Below are 18278 nucleotides of genomic sequence, written 5' to 3'. Positions count from 1 at the left end.
GTTCGGCGGCGTCGCCGCGTCGCTTGTCGGCGGCCTTACGGGCCTCGTCGAGGACCTGATCCGCCTCGGCGGCGATCCGCTCCGCCTCCGTACGCGCCTCGCCGACCACCGACTCGGCGCGCTCGGCGGCCTCCGAACGGATCCGGTTCGCGTCCTCCCGCGCGTCCGCCCGGGTGCGGGCGGCGTCCTGCTCGGCCGAGGCGAGTGAGTCCGTCGCCTCCGTCCGTACCCGCTGCGCGTACTCGGCGGTGTCCGTCCGCAGCTTCTCCGCCTCGGCGATCGCGTCCGTGACGGTCCGCTCGGCCAGCGCCTTCGCCGCCTCCGTCTCCTCCTGGGCGCGTGCCCGGACACGGCCGGCGTCCTCGGTCGCCCGCTCCCGCTCCTCGTGCGCGTCGGCGCGGACCCGGTCCGCCTCCTCCTGCGCCTCGGAACGCGTCCGCTCGGCCGCGTGCTCGGCGGCACTGCGCAGCCCGGCGATCTCCTCCTCGGCCTGCTCGCGCAGACCCGCCACCGAGTCCCGGACCTCCTGGGCGGTGTGCTCGGCCGCGGTGACCATCTCGGTCGCCCGCGCGTCCGCCTCCTCGACCAGGCGCTGCGCCTCGACCTGCGCGTCCTCGACCCGCTTGCGGGCGGCGGCGAGCAGCTCCTCGGACTGCTCGCGGGCGTGCTCACGCTCCCGGCCGGCCTCGGAACGGGCCGACTCGAGGGTCGACTCGGCCTCCCGGCGGCGCCGGACGGCCTCCTCCTGCGCGGCGGCGAGGGCTTCGGCGGCCTCGGCCGCGACCCGCTCCGCGGCGGCGGCGGCCTCCGCCCGTACCCGGTCGGCGGTCTCCTGGGCCTCCGACCGCAGCCGCTCGGCCTCCTCCGCGGCCTCCGTGCGCAGCCGTACCGCCGCGCTCTCCGCCTCCGTACGCGTGGCCGACGCGTCCGACGAGGCCTCGGCGCGCAGCCGCTCGGCCTCCTGCTCGGCCTGCTCCTGGAGCGTACGGATGCGCTCGGCGGCCTCGGTCCGCAGCCGCTCCGTCTCCTCGGCGGCCTCGCGGCGGATCCGCTCGCTCTCGGCCCGCGCGTCGGTGAGCTCCTCCCCGGCGGCCGCCACCTTCGCCTCGGCGTCGGTGTGCAGCCGGGTCAGCTCCTCCGCGGCCTCCGCGCGGCGCGCCTCCGCGGCCCGCTCGGCGTCCGCCCGCAGTCCGGCGGCGGCCTTCTCGGCCGCCTCCTTGACCGACTCGGCCTGCTCCTCGGCCTCGGCGCGCAGCCGCTCGGCCTCCGCGCGGGTCCGCTCCAGGGTCTCCTCGGCCTGGGTCCGGAGCGTCTGGGCGCGCTCCATCGCCTCCGACTTGACCCGCTCGCTCTCCGCACCGGCCTTGGCGCGCAGCCCGTCGGCGTCCGTACGGGCCTTGGTGAGGAGCTCCTCGGCGGTCTTCGCCGCCTCCTCGATCTGCTGGAGGGCCTCGCGGCGGGCCTCGCCGCGGATCCGCTCGCCCTCGTCGATGGCCTCGGCGCGCAGCTGCTCGGCCTCGCCGCGCAGCCGTCGCGCCTCCTCCTGGAGCTCGACGGTCTTGGCGCGGTACTCCTTGGTGTCGTCCTTCGCCGAGCCGAGCAGCTCGTCGGCCTGCTCCTCGGCCTGCGCGCGCAGCCGGTCGGCCTCCGTCTCGGCCTCGCGGCGGACCCGCTCGGCCTCCTCGGAGGCCTTGCGGGTGGTCTCCCGGGCGTCCTCGGACGCCTTGGTGAGGATCTCCTCGGCGTTCCGCGCGGCCTTCGCGAGCGCGGCGGCGGAATCCTCCGCGGCGGCCGTACGAGCCTTCTCCGAGGCCTCCGCGACGAGCTTCTCCGCGAGCGCGGTCGCCTCGCGCAGCTTCTCCTCGGCCTCCGCCTTGAGGGCCTCGGCGTCCTTGGTCGCCTCGCCGACGAGACGGGCGATCTCCGTCTTGGCGGTACGGGTGCGCTGCTCGTTGACCGACTCGGCGGTGGCGAGCTGCCTGGCGGCCGTGTCCTTGGCCTCGGCGAGGGCCTTCTCGGCCTCGGCGCGGGCGAGGCGGAGCTTCTCCTCCGCCTCCTGCATGCGCTGCTCGGCGGCGCGGGAGAGCTCGGTGGCCTGCCGGCGGGCCTGGTCGGTCTCGGCGGTGGTGGCCGAGCGGAGCTGCTCGGCGTGGTTCGTGGCCTCCTGGGCCTGGCTGGAGGCGGCGCCGATGAGCCGCTCGGCGTCCTTGCGGGCGCGCAGCAGAATCGCTTCGGCCTCGGCCCGGGCCGCTTCGGCCTCGGCGCCGACCCGGCGGCTGGTCTCCTCGGCGAGCCGGGTGGCCTCGGCGCGGGCGGCGGCGAGCGACTGCTCGGCCTCCGCGCGGGACTCCTCCATCAGCCGGCGGGCCTGGGACTCCGTACGGGCACGCAGCTGCTCGGCCCAGGCGACGTTCTCGTTGACGTGCGCCTCGACGGTCTGCCGGCGCTCGTTCAGCTCCTGGTCCAGCTGCTGGCGGCGCTGGACGGCCTCGTTGTGCAGCTCGGCCTGGAGCCGGGCCTGGTGCTCGGCGTGCTCCTGGAGGATGCGCTGGGTCTGGGCGCGGGCCTCGCGCAGCTCGCGCTCGGCGTCCTGGCGCAGCTGCTCCGCCTGGGCCTGCGCGTTCCGCAGCAGCTGCTCGGCCTGGTAGCCGATGTCGGCGCTGTCGTACGCGGGCCGGGACGCGATGGTGCGGCGCGCCTCGTGGAGCTTGGCACGCAAGACCTCGACCTGGTAACCGAGGTCCTCGGCGTGCTGGACGGCCTTCTCGCGTTCGGTCTTCAGCCGGTCCATCTCGGCTTCGAACCTGGCGAGATGGTCGTCTTCAGCTCGGTGGCTCTCCTGGCGTTCGTAGCCCCGCACTGCGCGGTCCATCCGTCCCCTGGTCGCAACACTCCTACGGGCACCGCCCTCACGGCCGAGGACGGACCCCCGGGGAATCGTGACAGATCGGACGACCCCGACATCCCGACTTCGGTGTCGCGCGGAGCGGCCCCGACCGGCCCCGGCCCGGAGCCGCCCACTCTACCGGGCCAGGAATCCGGGGGTCAGTGCTCCGCTGAGGAGTGGTCAGCGGACGGCTTCGCCGAGGTGACCAGTTCCGTGAGCACCCCGTGACAGTCCTTGGGGTGGAGGAAGGTGATCCGGGAGCCCATCGAGCCGGTCTGCGGCTCGTCGTAGAGGACCCGCAGCCCCTTGCCTCGGATGGCCTCGGCATCCCCGTCCACGTCCGCCGTACCGAAGGCGATGTGGTGCACGCCCTCGCCGTTCTTGGCGAGCCACTTGCCCACGGCGGAGTCCTCCCTCGTCGACTCCAGGAGCTGGAGGTACGAGGCCCCGCCGTCAGAGGTGTCATTGATCTTCAGCATGGCCTCGCGGACGCCCTGCTCCTCGTTGACCTCGGAGTGGAAGACTTCGAAACCGTACGTCGCACGGTAGAACTCGACAGTCTTGTCCAGGTCGAAACAGGCGATCCCGATGTGGTCGATACGCGTCAGCATGCCTCCAGTGCAACGCCGGGAAGCCGGTTACGCAACGTGCGCGCCGTCACACCGGCTGCCCGGTGACCGCGCGCGGCGCCCCTCAGTACATTGGCGGTAAACCCTCGTTCACTCCTCATCCCTAGGGGCCGTGCCTCATGTCTGGACAGACCGGTACCACCTCAGTGATCGTCGCGGGCGCCCGCACGCCCATGGGTCGCCTGCTCGGCTCGCTCAAGTCCTTCTCGGGCGCGGAGCTCGGCGGCTTCGCCATCAAGGCCGCCCTCGACCGGGCCGGCATCGGCGGCGACCAGGTGCAGTACGTGATCATGGGCCAGGTGCTCCAGGCGGGCGCCGGCCAGATCCCCGCCCGCCAGGCCGCCGTCAAGGCGGGCATCCCCATGAACGTCCCCGCGCTCACCATCAACAAGGTGTGTCTCTCGGGCCTCGACGCCATCGCCCTCGCCGACCAGCTGATCCGCGCGGGTGAGTTCGACGTGGTCGTCGCCGGCGGCCAGGAGTCGATGACCAACGCCCCGCACCTGCTGCCGAAGTCCCGCGAGGGCTTCAAGTACGGCGCGATCGAGATGCTCGACGCGATGGCGTACGACGGCCTCACCGACGCCTTCGAGAACATCGCCATGGGCGAGTCCACGGAGAAGCACAACACCCGCCTGGGCATCAAGCGCCCCGAGCAGGACGAGATCGCGGCCCTCTCGCACCAGCGTGCCGCCGCCGCCCAGAAGAACGGCATCTTCGAGGCCGAGATCACCCCGGTCGAGATCCCGCAGCGCAAGGGCGAGCCGGTCGTCTTCTCCAAGGACGAGGGCATCCGCGCGGAGACCACCGCCGAGTCCCTCGGCAAGCTCCGTCCCGCCTTCGCCAAGGACGGCACCATCACCGCGGGCACCTCCTCGCAGATCTCCGACGGTGCCGCCGCCGTCGTCGTGATGAGCAAGGCCAAGGCCGAGGAGCTGGGCCTGGAGTGGATCGCCGAGATCGGCGCCCACGGCAACGTGGCCGGCCCGGACAACTCGCTCCAGTCGCAGCCGTCCAACGCGATCCAGCACGCCCTCAAGAAGGACGGCCTGAGCGTCGAGGACCTCGACCTCATCGAGATCAACGAGGCCTTCGCCGCGGTCGCGGTGCAGTCAATGAAGGACCTCGGGGTCACCCCCGAGAAGGTGAACGTCAACGGCGGCGCCATCGCCCTCGGTCACCCGATCGGCATGTCCGGCGCCCGCGTCGTGCTCCACCTGGCCCTGGAGCTCAAGCGGCGCGGCGGCGGCATCGGCGCCGCGGCCCTCTGCGGCGGCGGCGGTCAGGGCGACGCGCTGATCGTGCGCGTCCCCGGCAACGGCAAGTAAGCACCCGGCTCAGGCAAGGAGCAGCGCAGATGGTGGACGTCCCCGCTCTGGTCACCCAGGCACGGGAGGGCAGGCCACGGGCCGTGGCCCGGCTGATCTCGCTCGTGGAGGGGGCGTCCCCGCAGCTGCGCGAGGTGATGGCGGCCCTCGCGCCGCTCACCGGCGGGGCGTACGTGGTCGGCCTGACGGGCTCGCCCGGCGTCGGCAAGTCCACGTCGACGTCCGCCCTCGTCTCCGCCTACCGGCGGGCGGGCAAGCGGGTCGGCGTCCTGGCCGTCGACCCGTCCTCGCCGTTCAGCGGGGGAGCGCTTCTCGGCGACCGGGTCCGGATGTCGGAGCACGCCTCCGACCCGGGCGTCTACATCCGCTCCATGGCGACCCGCGGCCACCTGGGCGGGCTCGCCTGGTCCGCCCCGCAGGCCATCCGCGTCCTCGACGCGGCCGGCTGCGAGGTGATCCTCGTGGAGACCGTCGGCGTCGGGCAGTCGGAGGTCGAGATCGCCTCCCAGGCCGACACCTCGGTCGTCCTCCTCGCGCCGGGCATGGGCGACGGGATCCAGGCCGCGAAGGCGGGCATCCTGGAGATCGGCGACGTGTACGTGGTGAACAAGGCCGACCGGGACGGCGCCGACGCCACCGCCCGCGAGCTCAACCACATGCTGGGCCTGGGCGAGGCGCGCGGTCCCGGCGACTGGCGGCCGCCGATCGTCAAGACGGTCGCCGCGCGGGGCGAGGGCATCGACGAGGTCGTGGAGGCCCTGGAGAAGCACCGCGCCTGGATGGAGGAGCACGGCGTCCTGGCGGAGCGCCGGCGGTCCCGCGCCGCGCGCGAGGTCGAGACCATCGCGGTCACGGCCCTGCGCGAGCGGATCGGCGACCTGCACGGCGACCGGCGCCTGGACGCGCTGGCGGAACGGATCGTGGCGGGCGGCCTCGACCCGTACGCGGCCTCGGACGAACTGGTCGCGAGCCTGACGGGCAACTGAGCCGCGTCGTGAGAAGGGGCGGGGCCCGGGTGGTGCGACCCGGGCCCCGCCCCTTCTCAATTGCCCTCGGGTGTCGGCCAGTTGGCCGGATGCCGACCGGTTGACGGGGTCGTTCGCGCTCTGTGAGGCTCGGGGCATGAACGGGGATGCCCGGGCCGCCGCACTCGCCCGGAGAGCGGTCACGGAGATCGCACCGGACGAGCTGGCCCTGTTCGACGAGACCGCCGCCGCGTACTTCGCCCGCCCACCGGGCCCCTCCCGGGCGGCCGGGTCGCACCCCGTGCGTGAACCGCTCGGCATGGGCATCGAGATCGTCGGCGAACTTCTCACGGGCGTGGCCCTCGCCGTCTCGGTCGAGGTCCTCCGCCAGCTCTCCACAGACGCGGGCCAGGCCCTCGCGGAACGATCCACACCACGGCTCCGCAGACTGTTCCGGCGGAACCGGGGCGGCGACGGGGAGCGGGACGGGGAGGGCGGCCGGACGGGTGACCCGGACGGCGATCACGCGGGTCGCGGGGACGGTGGCCGGGAGGACGACGACGCGGGTCGCGGGGACGGTGGCCCGGAGGGCGGCGACGCGGGTCGCGGGGGCGGCGGCCAGGAGCGGCCGGCCGGAACCGAGGAGCCGGCCGGTCCCCGCCCCGGTGCGGTGGTGGACACCACCGAGGCGCCCGCCGGGCCGCAGCCGGCCCCGGACCCTTCCGAGGGCCGCGTGGCCGGAGCTGCCGGGGCTGCCGGGGCTGCGGGAGTCGCCGGAGCGGCCGAAGGCACCGGGGCTGCCGAAGCCACCCGCCTCCCCGGCACCGTCGTGCCCCCCGGAGCCGCCGGCCTCCCCGGCACCGTCGCGTCCCCCGAAGCCGGCCTCCCCGGCGTCGGTGACGGGAGTCTCGGGCGGATTCGGGAGGTTGCCTTTCAGCGGGCGCGGGCGTTGGGGCTCGAAGAGGAGCGGGCGGGGCTGCTCGCCGACGCGATCGTCGGGGGGCTCGTCCTTCCCGTCACCCCGGAACGGTGACCGTCCCCGCCGCACCGCCCCAGCTCCGTCCGGACCCGTTCGCCGTCACCTCCGGGACCACCCTCCGGTTCGGACTGCTCGTCCTCGCGATGTCGGCGGCGGCCAGTACCACCGGGGGCGCCTGGACCGGCTGGCTCCTCGTCGATCTCGACGCGCTCGACCCCGTCGGCACCCAGCAGTGCCTCTTCCGCATCCTGGAGGACCTCAAGGCGGGCCGCTCCACCCCGCCGCCCGAGCAGTGGGAGGACATCTGCGGCGGCCCTTCCATCGCCCGCTCCGCCCTGGTCAACCTCCTGCCGCTCGCTCTGTTCTGGCTCGCCGTCCTCGCCCTGTACTGGTTCCGCCCCGCCCTGCGCATCCGCCGGCGCGGACTGCGGCCCTTCCCGGCCGCCGCGCTGCCCGCGACCGCGCGCGAGCTCGACCGGCTCTGCCGGGTCGCGGGCGTGCCCGAGACGCCGGTCTTCCTCGTCGACCTGCTCGCCCCGGCCGCCACGGGACTCGCCTTCGGGCGGCGCGGACGCCGGTACGTCATGCTCAGCCGGGGCCTGCTCCAGCTGTACGAGCGGGACCCCGCCGCGTTCCGGGCGATCGTCCTGCACGAGCTCGCCCATCTGCGCAACAGAGACGTGGACATCGCGTTCCTCACGGACGCGGCCTGGCGCCTGTACCTGTGGTTCCTGCTGCTGCCCGCCCTCTTCAGCCCGCTGACACCGCTGCTCTCACCGGGCAGGTCGGGTCCGCTGCTCTTCTACCTCCTGAGCGCCTTCCAGCTGGCCCTGGTGGGCGTCATCATCCCGCTGGCCCGCAAGTCGGTCCTGCGCAGCAGGGAGTTGCACGCCGACGCCCGCGCCGCGCTCACCGCCGAGGGGGCGGAGGGGCTGCGCAAGGTCCTGACGGAGGCGGCGGAGACGCAGCCGGAACCGCCCGCCCCGCCTCCGAAGCGCCGGCGCAGGGCAGGCGGGGCCCCGAAGCCGCCGGGCCAGGCCCCCGAGGCCCGGGAGCGGGACCCGGACGACATGCTCTCCACGCACCCCCACCCCCGCACCCGGCTGCGCGCCCTCGCCGACACCGGCCTGTTGTTCAGGTTCGGGCCGGGCAGCGCACTCGCGTTCGGGATCGCCGCGTCCTTCTCGTACGAGCCCGTCATCGGCCTCAGCGACGGGCTCCCCGGCCTCGACCGCTCCGGAGCGCTCGCCGTGCTTCCCCTCGCGCTGATCCTGGGCGCCGGGCTCACCCTCGCGCTCTGGCGGGTCGAACTCGCGGCCTTCCTCATGGCCGGCCGTGCGGGACAGGAGACAGCGCAGCCGGAGCCGGAGCGGGCGCGCGAGCGGATCGCCGACGTGGGCCGGCTCCTCGGCTTCGGCCTCGCCCTCGGCAGCCTGGGATCCAACGAGTACGCCCTGTCGCTCGGCTCGGTGATGGAGATCTCGCCGCCGACCCTGCTGCTCTCACTGGCCGCGCTGGCCGCCGGCGGGCAGCTGGTTGTGTGGTGGGTCGCGGGTACCGCGCGGGCCTGGGTGCCGGTGGCGCTGACGGCCCGGAGGCCACGGGTGGTGCTCGTGTTCCTGGTCTGCTGCGCCGTCCCGCTGATCGCGCTCTGGCTCGCGTACCTGCTCCAGCTGGCGACGTGGACGGAGACGCTGGGGACCAACCGGCGCTGGGCGGGACTGCCCGACGTCCTGCGCTTCCCCGTGGCCGCGGTGGTCTATCTGGTGCCGAACCCGCCGCTCGCGATGACGGGGCTCATGGCGGCGGTGGCGCTGGTGCCGATGCTGGGGGGCGTCCTGGCCCGGCGGGCGGCCGCGAAGGGTCCCGTACGGCCCGACGCGTATCTGCTCGGCCCGACGCCCGCCGGGTGGCGGGCCCCCGAGCCCGAGCCGGGTCCGGGCGCCGCGCTGCGGGCCGCCGCGTGGACCGGGGGCGGGGGAGCGGTGCTGTGCTGGGCGGTGCACGTCCTGAGCGCCCTGTTCGCCCCCGAGCTGCTGCTGTGGAGCCACTTCCTGCACGGTCTGGCCCTGGCAGGGCTGGTCCAGGTGGTCCTGGCCCTGGTCGTGGCGCGCAGGACCCGGGCACGGGCGGGGACGTGGGGCCGGCTGCACGGCCTCCTGGCGGCGGCGCTGGCCGGACCGCTGCTGCACCTGGGACTGCTGGTCTCGCGGGACCACTTCGGCTGTCTGCACTGGGGCTTCGACGCGGCGGACTACTGCCGGCCCGTCCCCACCTCCACGGCGTGGTGGATCGCCCTCCAGACGCAGTGGTGGGGGCTGATCGCGGCGGCGGTGGCCCTGCTGCTCGGCGCGGCCCTGGCCCGCCGCTCGAAGCGCCGGGCCGGAACCTGAGCCGCCGGAGGGCTACGGCTTGCCGCGCCGCCCGCGGAGCTGTTCGGCGACCGGCTTCAGGGACGCGTGGAGTTCGCCGAGGGCCTCTCCGCCGATCTGGTCGATGAAGTGCTTGCGCACCGACTCGACGTGGTGCGGGGCGACCTTGCGCATGGTCTCCATGCCGTCGTCGGTGAGGACGGCGTACAGCCCGCGCCGGTCGGACTCGCAGTTCTCGCGCCGGACGAGCCCGGCGTTCTCCATCCGGGTGATCTGGTGGGAGAGCCGGCTCTTCGACTGGAGGGTGGCCGCGGCCAGGTCGCTCATGCGCAGCCGCCGCTCCGCCGACTCCGAGAGGTTCACCAGGATCTCGTAGTCGTTCATCGTCAGACCGAAGGGCTGGAGATCCCTCTCCAGCTGGTACGTCAGCATCCTCTGGACGTCCAGGAAGGTGCGCCAGGCGCACTGCTCGCCGTCGGTGAGCCACGGGGTGGCGGTCTCGGTCTCCATGTATGGATTCTACCTAAGAAGTTGAATACTTGACGAAGCCTGGGGGCGTGACGCCGAGCACCAGCCGTCGGGCGCCGGGACCCGGCACGAGCGCAGACGTTCGAGGACGTCACACTCCGCAGACTACCGCTCACTCAGTGAAGAGAGGCGATCTCCGCCTGCGGTGGGCCGGAATCCGCCTACCGTCCCACGGCCGGGCCGCAAGGCCGAATCGCGCTCCCGCGCCGCGTACAAGGCCGGGGAGACACCCGTACCCCGCGTACAGGGCCGAGGAGACGCCCGTACCGCGTGCGGAGCCTCGCCCCCCGGGGCAAGTACTCCGCACGCGTGATGCCCGCCCGGGAGGTTCCGGCCCCGGGGCGGAGGGGCGGTCAGAGCCCGAAACGACGCTGGAGGTCCCCCAGCTGGCCGGGAAGGCGCGGTGCCGAACCCTGCGCCGCTTGGCCGGAACCGTGCCCTCCGTGGCCGCCGGGCACGCCCGCCTGGGCCGGGGGCCCACCGATCGCACGGTCCGCCATCAGCAGCTCCGTCGACTGGAGCAGCACCGTGCCCGCGCCCACGAACTCGAACTGGTGCTCCTCGCCCGAGGTCCCGCCGATGCCCGTCAGGGCCCGCAAGCCGCCCATCACGCCCGTCATGTAGCCGTGGTCGTAGTGGTGGCAGGGGGACGGGCAGTCCGCCCAGCCCACCAGGGCCTGCGGGTCCACCCGCATCGGCGGCTCCATGAAGACCACGGGACCGTTCGACGCGGCCACGAACTTGCCCGTGCCGATCAGCGTCACGAAGCCCGGCACGATCGACTGCTTCAGGGCCAGCGTCGGCTGGTAGGCGAGCAGGTTGCCCGAACGGATCGTCAGGTTGCCCTCGTCCAGGTCGAACGAGTTCACGTCGAAGGCCCGGTCCGCGAGCAGCATCTTCCCGCTGCCCTCGGCGACCACCCAGTCGCTCGCGTGGAGCGGCGAGTGGAAGGATGTCCGGACAAGACGGTCGAGCCGCCCGAGCCCGATGCCGTTGAACTCGATCCGCCCGTAGTAGGCGATCATCTTGCCCTTCTGCAGGAACCACTGGGAGCCCTTGAGCTCCACGCAGAAGGTGTACGGGTTCACGTTGTCGTCCGACGGAAGGGTCGCCGGGTCGTGGATCACCGGGGTGCTCACAGCTTCTCCTCCGAGGCCTGGACGTACACCGCGCCGCTGCCGCTCAGCTCCAGCTGGAACGCCTCGCCCGAGCCGCGCCCCACCATGTCGCGCCAGCCGAGCGCGGTGGAGAGCTTGTTCCGTACGTCGCCGTGGTGGGCCACGTACGCCTGCGGGTCCACGTGGACCGGGCGGCCCGGGGCGATCGGCAGTTCGATGACCCCGCCGTGCGCCATGACGGCCACCGCGCCGTGGCCCTTCAGGGTGGTGGTGAAGAGGCCCTGGCCGGTGACCTGGCCGCGGACCATGCCCATGACCCCGCCCTGCGAGCCCATGAACATCGTGCCCTGTTCCAGGGTGCCGTCGAAGGCGAGCAGCCGGTCGGCCTCCACGTACAGGGTCTCGCCCGTCAGGCCGATCACCTGGATGTGGTGGCCGCCGTGCCCGAACATCACCGTGCCGTTGCCCTCGACGGTCATCAGCGGCGTCGCCTCGCCGGCCACCCGGCGGCCGATCATCGACATCAGGCCGCCCTGACCGCCCGCCGTGTTCGGCGTGAAAGTGACGTCGCCGCGGTACGCGAGCATCGCGCCGCGCTGGCTGAACATCCGCTGCCCCGGGATGACGGTCGCCTCGACCATCTTCGAGTTGATCTCGCGGAACGGCATTAGACGTCGCCCCCGATCGTGTTCCGCTCGCTGGGCTGGACGTACACGAGTCCGTCGCCCTCGAAGCGGATCTGGAAGGCCTCGCCGCCGCCCTCGCCCATGAGGGTGCGGAAGGTCACACCCGACTGGAAGTGCTGCTGGAGGTTGCCCTGGTGGGCGATGTACGCGCCGGGGTCGACCTGGAGCGGGTACTGCGGGGTCACCCGCAGCACGACCGCCGGGCCGTCGGACATGATCGCCGCCTGGCCCGTGCCCTCGACGGTCGTGGTGAAGAGGCCGTTGCCGGTGGCCCCGCCGCGCATGCCGGTGAACGTGGTGCCGGTGCGCAGGCCCGCGTCGGTGCAGAGCAGGTTGCTCGCCTCGACCCACAGCTTGTCGCCGTGCAGGCTGACGAGGTTGATCTCGGAGGCCCGGTCGGCGAACCAGCAGGTCCCCTGGCCGCGTACCTCCATCACCTCCATCTGCTCACCGGTGAGCCGGCGGGTCACCATGCCGCGCAGGCCCTCACCGCCGCCACTCATCTTCTTGAACGCCATCTGGCCGTCGTAGGCGACCATCGAGCCGTTCTTCGCCTTGACGGCGTCGCCGGTCATCGAGACGGCGAGCACTTTGCTGCCTTGGAGTCGGAACATTGCCACCCGTCGAAGGTACTGGGGACCCGGATAAAGAGACAGCAAAGTCGGCGTGCACAATGGACAGGCCCTTGTGCATCCGTTCACAAGATCCCGTTCAAAGATCGAACGAAGGTGACCCCCTCCGTGGACATCAAGACCGCTTCCTCCCTCCACCGGCTCCGGCTCGTCTCCGCACCGGAGGCCGTCTCGTTCCTGCTCCTGCTGGTCTGCTCGGTGCTCAAGCGGACGACGGACTTCAACGCGGTGCCGGTCATGGGCGCGATCCACGGCGTGCTGTTCATCCTCTACGTCCTGTTCTGGCTGGACGCCTGGAACCGCACCAAGTGGAGCTTCGGCACCGCCGCCCTGTACTTCGTCCTCTCGGTGCTGCCGCTGGGCGGCTTCTACGCAGAGCGGAAGCTGAAGCGCGAGGCCGAGGACGCGGTCATCGCCTCCCGCGCCCGCGCCGAGAACGCGGTGAAGGCATGATCGTCGCGTTCTCGGTGACCCCGCTCGGTGTGGGGGAGGAGGTCGGCGAGTACGTCGCCGACGCCGTCCGGGTCGTCCGCGAGTCCGGCCTCCCGAACCGCACCGACGCGATGTTCACCACCGTCGAGGGCGAGTGGGACCAGGTGATGGACGTCGTGAAGCGGGCCGTCGCCGCCGTCGAGGCGCGGGCACCCCGGGTCTCCGTGGTCCTCAAGGCCGACATCCGCCCCGGCGTGACGGACGGTCTGACCTCGAAGGTCGAGACGGTGGAGCGCCACCTCGGCGCCTGACGCGCCACGCGGTCCGTCCGGACCACCACCCCGCCGCAGGCGGGGTCGACGATGTCCACGTGCCGTCCGCCTCGCCGTAGGCCTCGCCCCCGGTCCTGCTCCAGGCCCGGGGGCTTCTCGCTGCCCTCCGGCCGGCGCGCGGCTCCCGTGGGGTGCCCGCCCGCACCCGAACGGCCCTCGGCCCGCCCGCCTTTCATGCCCCGGAGCAGCTCAGTGCCCTGATGGCGGCCGCCGGAGAGCCGAACCCGGTCGCCCGAAAGGCCGTCATGTGCGCATCGCGGCCACGGAACCGTCGCGCGCGTAAAAACCCTCACTCGGACGACTCCAGTCGACACGCCGAACGATGTCCCCTTTCGTTGGGGTATCGACCCGTTCGACGACAGCTGGAGGCACCGTGCGGCCGGGAGGCTACGACTACGACACCTACAGCCGACTCGCCGGTCCGCTCACGGACCCGGATCCGGCCGCCTACACGGTGCAGTACCGAAGCCTGCTCGCGAAGGAGCCGCACCGAATACGAGCGGTCCTCCTGATGAGCCTCGCGCCGGTCCTCTCCGCGCTGCTCCTCGCCTACCTCGTCTGGCCCAGCCACTGGACCGTCCGCGAGGGCGGCGACCGCTGGCTCGTCCACCTCGACACCGTGATGCTCGTGTCGATCGGCCTCATCTGCCTCTTCATGCTGGTGAACGTCACGTCGATCGCCCACGCCACCATGGTCGCGCGCGACCCGATACCCGTGTACGCCGAGAAGGGCACCCGCGTCGCCTTCCTCACCACGTACGTCCCGGGCAAGGAACCGATCTCCATGGTCCGCGGCACCCTCGAGGGCGCCACGCGGCTGCGGCACGACGGCACGCTCGACGTCTGGCTCCTCGACGAGGGCGACTCGGTCGAGGCCAAGGCGCTCTGCGCCGAACTCGGCGTACGCCACTTCACCCGCGCCGGGGTCCCCGAGTGGAACCGCGGGAAGGGCGCGCACAAGGCGAGGACCAAGCACGGCAACTACAACGCCTGGCTCGCCATGCACGGCGACGGCTACGACTACTTCGCCTCCGTCGACACCGACCACGTCCCGCTCCCCAACTTCCTGGAGCGGATGCTCGGCTACTTCCGCGACCCCGACATCGCCTTCGTCGTCGGTCCGCAGGTGTACGGCAACTACACCAACCTCGTCACCAAGGCCGCCGAGTCGCAGCAGTTCCTGTTCCACGCCCTCATCCAGCGGGCCGGCAACCGCTACCACGCGCCCATGTTCGTCGGCACGAACAACGTCGTCCGGATCTCCGCCCTCAAGCAGATCGGCGGCCTGTACGACTCGATCACCGAGGACATGGCCACCGGCTTCGAACTGCACCGCAGGAAGAACCCGCGCACCGGCCACTACTGGCGCTCCGTCTACACCCCCGACGTCCTCGCGGTCGGCGAGGGCCCCGCCTCCTGGAGCGACTTCTTCACCCAGCAGCTCCGCTGGTCCCGCGGCACGTACGAGACGATCATCAAGCAGTACTGGAAGGCGCCCTTCCGCACTCCGCCGGGCCGCCTCCTCAACTACACCCTGATGCTCGTCTACTACCCGATGACGGCGATCAACTGGCTGCTCGGCATCCTCAGCGGCGTCCTTTACCTCTGGTTCGGCGCCTCCGGCACCCAGGTCTCCACCTCCGTGTGGCTGATGATCTACAGCGACGCCGTCGCGCTCCAGATCGGCCTCTACCTCTGGAACCGGCGGCACAACGTCTCGCCCCACGAACCCGAGGGCTCCGGCGGCCTCGCCGGCATGGTGATGTCCGCGCTCGCCGCCCCCATCTACCTCAAGTCCCTCGGCTCGGCGGTCCTGCGGACCCGCGGCCGCTTCGTCGTCACCCCCAAGGGCGGCCAGACCAGCCCCGACCGCGTCCTCACCTTCCGCATCCACCTCTCCTGGGCGGCGGTCCTCATCGCCTCGCTCGCCGCGTCCGTGCACTTCGGCCACACCCACGCCGCCATGCGGACCTGGGCCGCCCTCGCCCTGGTCATCGCCCTGGCCCCCCTCTGCGTCTGGGTCTTCACCGGCCTCCGTGACCGGCGCGCCCTGCGCATCCGTGAGCACGCCCGTGCCCGCAGCCGCGTCCGCGCGCGTGCCCGCGGCCTCGCCGACGCCCGCGAAGGGGTCGAGGTCCGTGCCGCGGCCACCATGCCGTCCACGCCCGCAGCACCGGCTCCCACGACGACAGGAGGGAACTGACCCATGGCCTACCGGCCGTCGAAGAAGTTCAAGAAGACACTGTTCGGCAGCGGCGCGGTCCTCGTCCTCGCGGCGCTCAACGCGCCCGCCGCCGTTTCCTTCGCCGAGGAGAAGTACCACGCCTACAAGATCGCCCAGCCCGGCTACAAGCGGGTCTTCGGCTCCTGGGCACCGGTCGACGTCCCCGCCCCGTACAGCGTCAACGCCATCCACGCGGCCCTCCTCCACACCGGCAAGGTGCTGCTGATCGCAGGCTCGGGCAACAGTCAGAAGAACTTCGACGCCGGGACCTTCGTGACCGTCCTCTGGGACCCGGTGAAGAACACCTTCAAGAAGATCCCCACCCCCGAGGACTTCTTCTGCGCCGGCCACACCCAGCTCCCCGACGGCCGGCTGCTCGTCGCCGGCGGCACCGCCCGGTACGAGATCCTGGGCGGCGAGGTCAAGAAGGCCGGCGGCGGCATGCGGGTCAAGAACGAGAGCCCCGACAAGGCGGTCACGCTGAAGAAGGGGACCGTCTTCCGCTCCCCGTCCGGAGTCGAGTACGTCTCCAAGTTCGACGTGACCGTCCCCAAGGCCAAGCGCGAGTTCGAGATCTCGTACTTCAAGAGCGGCCAGATGAAGCCGTGGAAGACGAAGGTCACCGCCGCCGAGGCCCGGGTCTTCGTCGAGGCGCGGAAGGAGGGCCCGCAGGCCCTCACCACCGAGGCCGCCCAGTACGAGGTCGTCGGCCTCAAGGGCGAGGCCGCCGACAACGTCTACGGCATCGCGCAGAAGCTCACCACCGAGAAGCAGGACTTCCAGGGCATCAAGAGCGCCTACGAGTTCGACCCGAAGGCCGAGAAGTACATCCCGGTCGCCCCCATGAAGGACGCCCGCTGGTACCCCACGCTCGTCACCCTCGACGACGGCAAGGTCCTCGCCGTCTCCGGGCTCAACGACGTCGGCGACGTCGTCCCCGGCGACAACGAGATCTACGACCCCGAGACCAAGAAGTGGTCCAAGGGCCCCTTCCGCTACTTCCCCACCTACCCCTCCCTCTTCCTCACCAAGGGCGGCAAGCTCCTCTACAGCGGCTCCAACGCCGGTTACGGCCCCGCGGAGAAGGGCCGCGAACCGGGCCTGTGGGACCTGAAGAAGAACTCCTTCACCAAGCTCGGCGGGCTCACCGACCCCGACCAGCTGGAGACTTCCGCCTCCCTGATGCTGCCCCCCGTCCAGAACCAGAAGGTCATGGTCCTCGGCGGCGGAGGCGTCGGCGAGTCGTCCAAGTCCACCGCCCGCACCTCCATCATCGACCTCTCCAAGGACAGCCCCGTCTTCACGGACGGGCCGGCGCTCCCGCAGGGCACCCGCTACCTCAGCAGCGTCCTGCTCCCCGACGACACGGTCTTCACGACCGGCGGATCCGAGGACTACCGGGGCCGCAGCGGCAGCGACATCCTGAAGGCGCAGTTCTACGACCCGAGGGCCAACGCCTTCACCGAGGCCGCCGAACCCACCGTCGGCCGCAACTACCACTCCGAGGCGCTGCTGCTGCCCGACGGCCGGGTCGCCACCTTCGGCTCCGACCCGCTCTTCGACGACAAGGACAACACCAGGCTCGGCACCTTCGAGCAGCGCATCGAGGTCTTCACCCCGCCCTATCTCCACAAGGCGGGCGACGACCGGCCCGTCCTCGGCGAGGGCTCGCAGGAACTCGACCAGAACGGCCGCGCCACCTTCAAGACCAAGGACGCCGGCCGGATCGTCAAGGCCCGGCTGATGCGGCCGAGCGCCGTCACCCACACCACGGACGTCGAACAGCGCTCGGTCGAGCTCGGCCTGACGAAGAGCCGGGACGGGATGACCGTCACCATCGACGTACCGCGGGACCGGACCCTCGTCCCGCCCGGCTGGTACATGCTCTTCGTCACCGACGTGAACGGCATCCCGTCCGAGGCGAAGTGGATCCAGGTGAAATGACGCCAGGGGAGTCCTTCTGTCGATCAGGCCGGGCTCGCCAAGGCACCCCCTAGGGGGTGTCCGACGAGGACTTCGCCCTGCGCGCCAGGCCCAGGGCGTACTCCGGCCACCAGGTCCCGGCCGCCGGGCCGCCCCGGCACTGGCCGTCCGACTCGCCGGGCCGCTTGATCCACAGATACGCGTCGACCAGCTCGTCCCCGGTCCGGTCCGTCGGCGGTACGCCGAGGGCCCGGCCCGGCGGATTGCACCAGGCCTCCGCCCGGTCACCCGGGAGGGGGCCGTCGCCGTTGCGGCTGGTGTCCACCGTGAAGTGGGTGCCGCCGAGCAGCCCGGAGAGCACGGCGCCGAAGTTCCGCACAGTGTCGTTCGTCTGGAAGTTGGAGACGTTCAGCGAGAAGCCGTCCGCCCTGGCCACCCCCGCCCGGCGCAGCGGCTCCACCAGCTTGCCCGGGTCGTCGATCCAGTCCGGGTTGCCCGCGTCCAGGTACACCCGGGTGCGGGGCTGCCGCTTGAGCCGCTCGATCGCCCCGGCGAGCAGCTCGTACCGCTCGTCGTGGTACTGGGCCGGGGTGCAGCCGTCCACGATGTGCGGCACCGCGTCGGGCTCCAGGACGACGATCGCCGAGGCCTCCCCGATCGCCGTGGCGAAGGAGTCGATCCAGTTCCGGTAGGCCCCCGCGTCGTGCGAGCCGCCGGCCGAGTACATCCCGCAGTCGCGGTGCGGGATGTTGTACGCCACGAAGACGGCCGTACGGTTCTCCGCCGCCGCGCCCCGGACCGCCCGCGTGATCTCCGGGACGGGGTCGTCCCCGGCCGGCCAGTCCGCGACCGGCCGGTCGGCGATCCGCTTCAGGACCCTGGCGTCCTCGGTCCTGCCCTGCGCCTCGTACTGCCGGACCTGCTTGGCCGCGTCGCTCTCCGGGTCGACCCAGAACGGCGAACCGCTCGCGGGGGCCGCGGCCTCGCCCCGCTTGGACGGCGGGCCGACGGGACCCTTCCGGGGCTCGTCCTCGCCGCACCCGGTCAGGAGCAGCGCGGAGACGAGAGTCAGGGCGACGGCGGTGACGGTGCGGCGGGACATCCGGCCCCCAGGGTCGGGTACGGAACGATATTTTCCATGACAATCCGGACCATCGTGGCATGGCGGTCCGCCGCTTCAGGGCTGCGACACCGTGATCCCCGGCGGGGTCCGCTCGTACAGCGGACGGCGGGCACGCGGGCG

General features: G+C 72.3%; 15 protein-coding genes. 8 read left to right on the top strand and 7 right to left on the bottom strand.

The features are described 5' to 3' along the window. Together scy and mce are read right to left on the bottom strand one after the other, a co-directional pair. Positions 1–2860, bottom strand: a 2860-nt coding sequence (gene scy / locus ACFVYX_RS15995) for a polarized growth protein Scy (RefSeq protein WP_389682099.1), incomplete at its 3' end; no start/stop codon positions are given. Between the two features lie 185 nt (positions 2861–3045). After that, positions 3046–3498: a methylmalonyl-CoA epimerase gene (gene mce / locus ACFVYX_RS15990; protein ID WP_389681968.1), complete on the bottom strand. Its 453-nt coding sequence runs from the start codon at positions 3496–3498 to the stop codon at positions 3046–3048. Positions 3499–3635: 137 nt separating this feature from the next. Between mce and ACFVYX_RS15985 the strand changes: the two genes are divergently transcribed. From ACFVYX_RS15985 to ACFVYX_RS15970, 4 genes are all read left to right on the top strand, one after another. Continuing rightward, positions 3636–4844 carry an acetyl-CoA C-acetyltransferase gene (locus tag ACFVYX_RS15985; RefSeq protein WP_389681967.1) on the top strand — a complete coding sequence of 403 codons (1209 nt, stop codon included), beginning with the start codon at positions 3636–3638 and terminating at the stop codon, positions 4842–4844. 29 nt (positions 4845–4873) lie between these two features. Further along, entirely contained in the window at positions 4874–5830 is a 957-nt protein-coding gene (gene meaB / locus ACFVYX_RS15980) for a methylmalonyl Co-A mutase-associated GTPase MeaB (RefSeq protein ID WP_389681966.1), read from the top strand. 136 nt (positions 5831–5966) lie between these two features. After that, positions 5967–6842: a hypothetical protein gene (locus tag ACFVYX_RS15975; RefSeq protein ID WP_389681965.1), complete on the top strand. Its 876-nt coding sequence runs from the start codon at positions 5967–5969 to the stop codon at positions 6840–6842. Beyond that, positions 6839–9181: a M48 family metalloprotease gene (locus ACFVYX_RS15970; protein WP_389681964.1), complete on the top strand. Its 2343-nt coding sequence runs from the start codon at positions 6839–6841 to the stop codon at positions 9179–9181. The genes ACFVYX_RS15975 and ACFVYX_RS15970 overlap by 4 nt, the downstream gene beginning before the upstream one ends. Before the next feature lie 12 nt (positions 9182–9193). On the opposite strand, the gene ACFVYX_RS15965 is transcribed toward ACFVYX_RS15970, so the two are convergent. The 4 genes from ACFVYX_RS15965 to ACFVYX_RS15950 all read right to left on the bottom strand — a co-directional run bounded on the left by ACFVYX_RS15965 (position 9194) and on the right by ACFVYX_RS15950 (position 12106). Then, positions 9194–9670, bottom strand: a complete 477-nt coding sequence (locus ACFVYX_RS15965) for a MarR family winged helix-turn-helix transcriptional regulator (RefSeq protein WP_389681963.1) — start codon at positions 9668–9670, stop codon at positions 9194–9196. Between the two features lie 371 nt (positions 9671–10041). Beyond that, complete coding sequence (locus ACFVYX_RS15960) at positions 10042–10827, bottom strand: AIM24 family protein (RefSeq protein WP_389681962.1); 786 nt, start codon at positions 10825–10827, stop codon at positions 10042–10044. Continuing rightward, positions 10824–11474 (bottom strand): AIM24 family protein, encoded by a 651-nt coding sequence (locus ACFVYX_RS15955; RefSeq protein WP_389681961.1) that lies wholly within the window; start codon positions 11472–11474, stop codon positions 10824–10826. Before ACFVYX_RS15955 ends, ACFVYX_RS15960 begins: the two co-directional genes overlap by 4 nt. Beyond that, complete coding sequence (locus tag ACFVYX_RS15950) at positions 11474–12106, bottom strand: AIM24 family protein (protein WP_389682098.1); 633 nt, start codon at positions 12104–12106, stop codon at positions 11474–11476. Before ACFVYX_RS15950 ends, ACFVYX_RS15955 begins: the two co-directional genes overlap by 1 nt. A gap of 126 nt (positions 12107–12232) precedes the next feature. Between ACFVYX_RS15950 and ACFVYX_RS15945 the strand changes: the two genes are divergently transcribed. The 4 genes from ACFVYX_RS15945 to ACFVYX_RS15930 all read left to right on the top strand — a co-directional run bounded on the left by ACFVYX_RS15945 (position 12233) and on the right by ACFVYX_RS15930 (position 17056). Then, positions 12233–12577, top strand: a complete 345-nt coding sequence (locus tag ACFVYX_RS15945; RefSeq protein ID WP_389681960.1) for a DUF3817 domain-containing protein — start codon at positions 12233–12235, stop codon at positions 12575–12577. Then, positions 12574–12867: an MTH1187 family thiamine-binding protein gene (locus ACFVYX_RS15940; protein ID WP_389681959.1), complete on the top strand. Its 294-nt coding sequence runs from the start codon at positions 12574–12576 to the stop codon at positions 12865–12867. The genes ACFVYX_RS15945 and ACFVYX_RS15940 overlap by 4 nt, the downstream gene beginning before the upstream one ends. 394 nt (positions 12868–13261) lie before the next feature. Next, positions 13262–15091 carry a glycosyltransferase family 2 protein gene (locus tag ACFVYX_RS15935; RefSeq protein ID WP_389681958.1) on the top strand — a complete coding sequence of 610 codons (1830 nt, stop codon included), beginning with the start codon at positions 13262–13264 and terminating at the stop codon, positions 15089–15091. Positions 15092–15094: 3 nt separating this feature from the next. Then, positions 15095–17056: a galactose oxidase-like domain-containing protein gene (locus ACFVYX_RS15930; RefSeq protein WP_389681957.1), complete on the top strand. Its 1962-nt coding sequence runs from the start codon at positions 15095–15097 to the stop codon at positions 17054–17056. Positions 17057–17105: 49 nt separating this feature from the next. Here ACFVYX_RS15930 and ACFVYX_RS15925 read toward each other — a convergent pair whose 3' ends face one another. Continuing rightward, positions 17106–18137: a glycoside hydrolase family 6 protein gene (locus tag ACFVYX_RS15925; RefSeq protein WP_389681956.1), complete on the bottom strand. Its 1032-nt coding sequence runs from the start codon at positions 18135–18137 to the stop codon at positions 17106–17108. Between the last annotated feature and the right edge of the window lie 141 nt (positions 18138–18278).

Origin of the sequence: Streptomyces sp. NPDC058326, from assembly GCF_042879855.1 — a bacterium.
Taxonomy (GTDB): domain Bacteria; phylum Actinomycetota; class Actinomycetes; order Streptomycetales; family Streptomycetaceae; genus Streptomyces.
The sequence above is the reverse complement of the archived record's forward strand: the minus strand, read 5'-3'. Positions and strand labels throughout refer to the sequence as shown.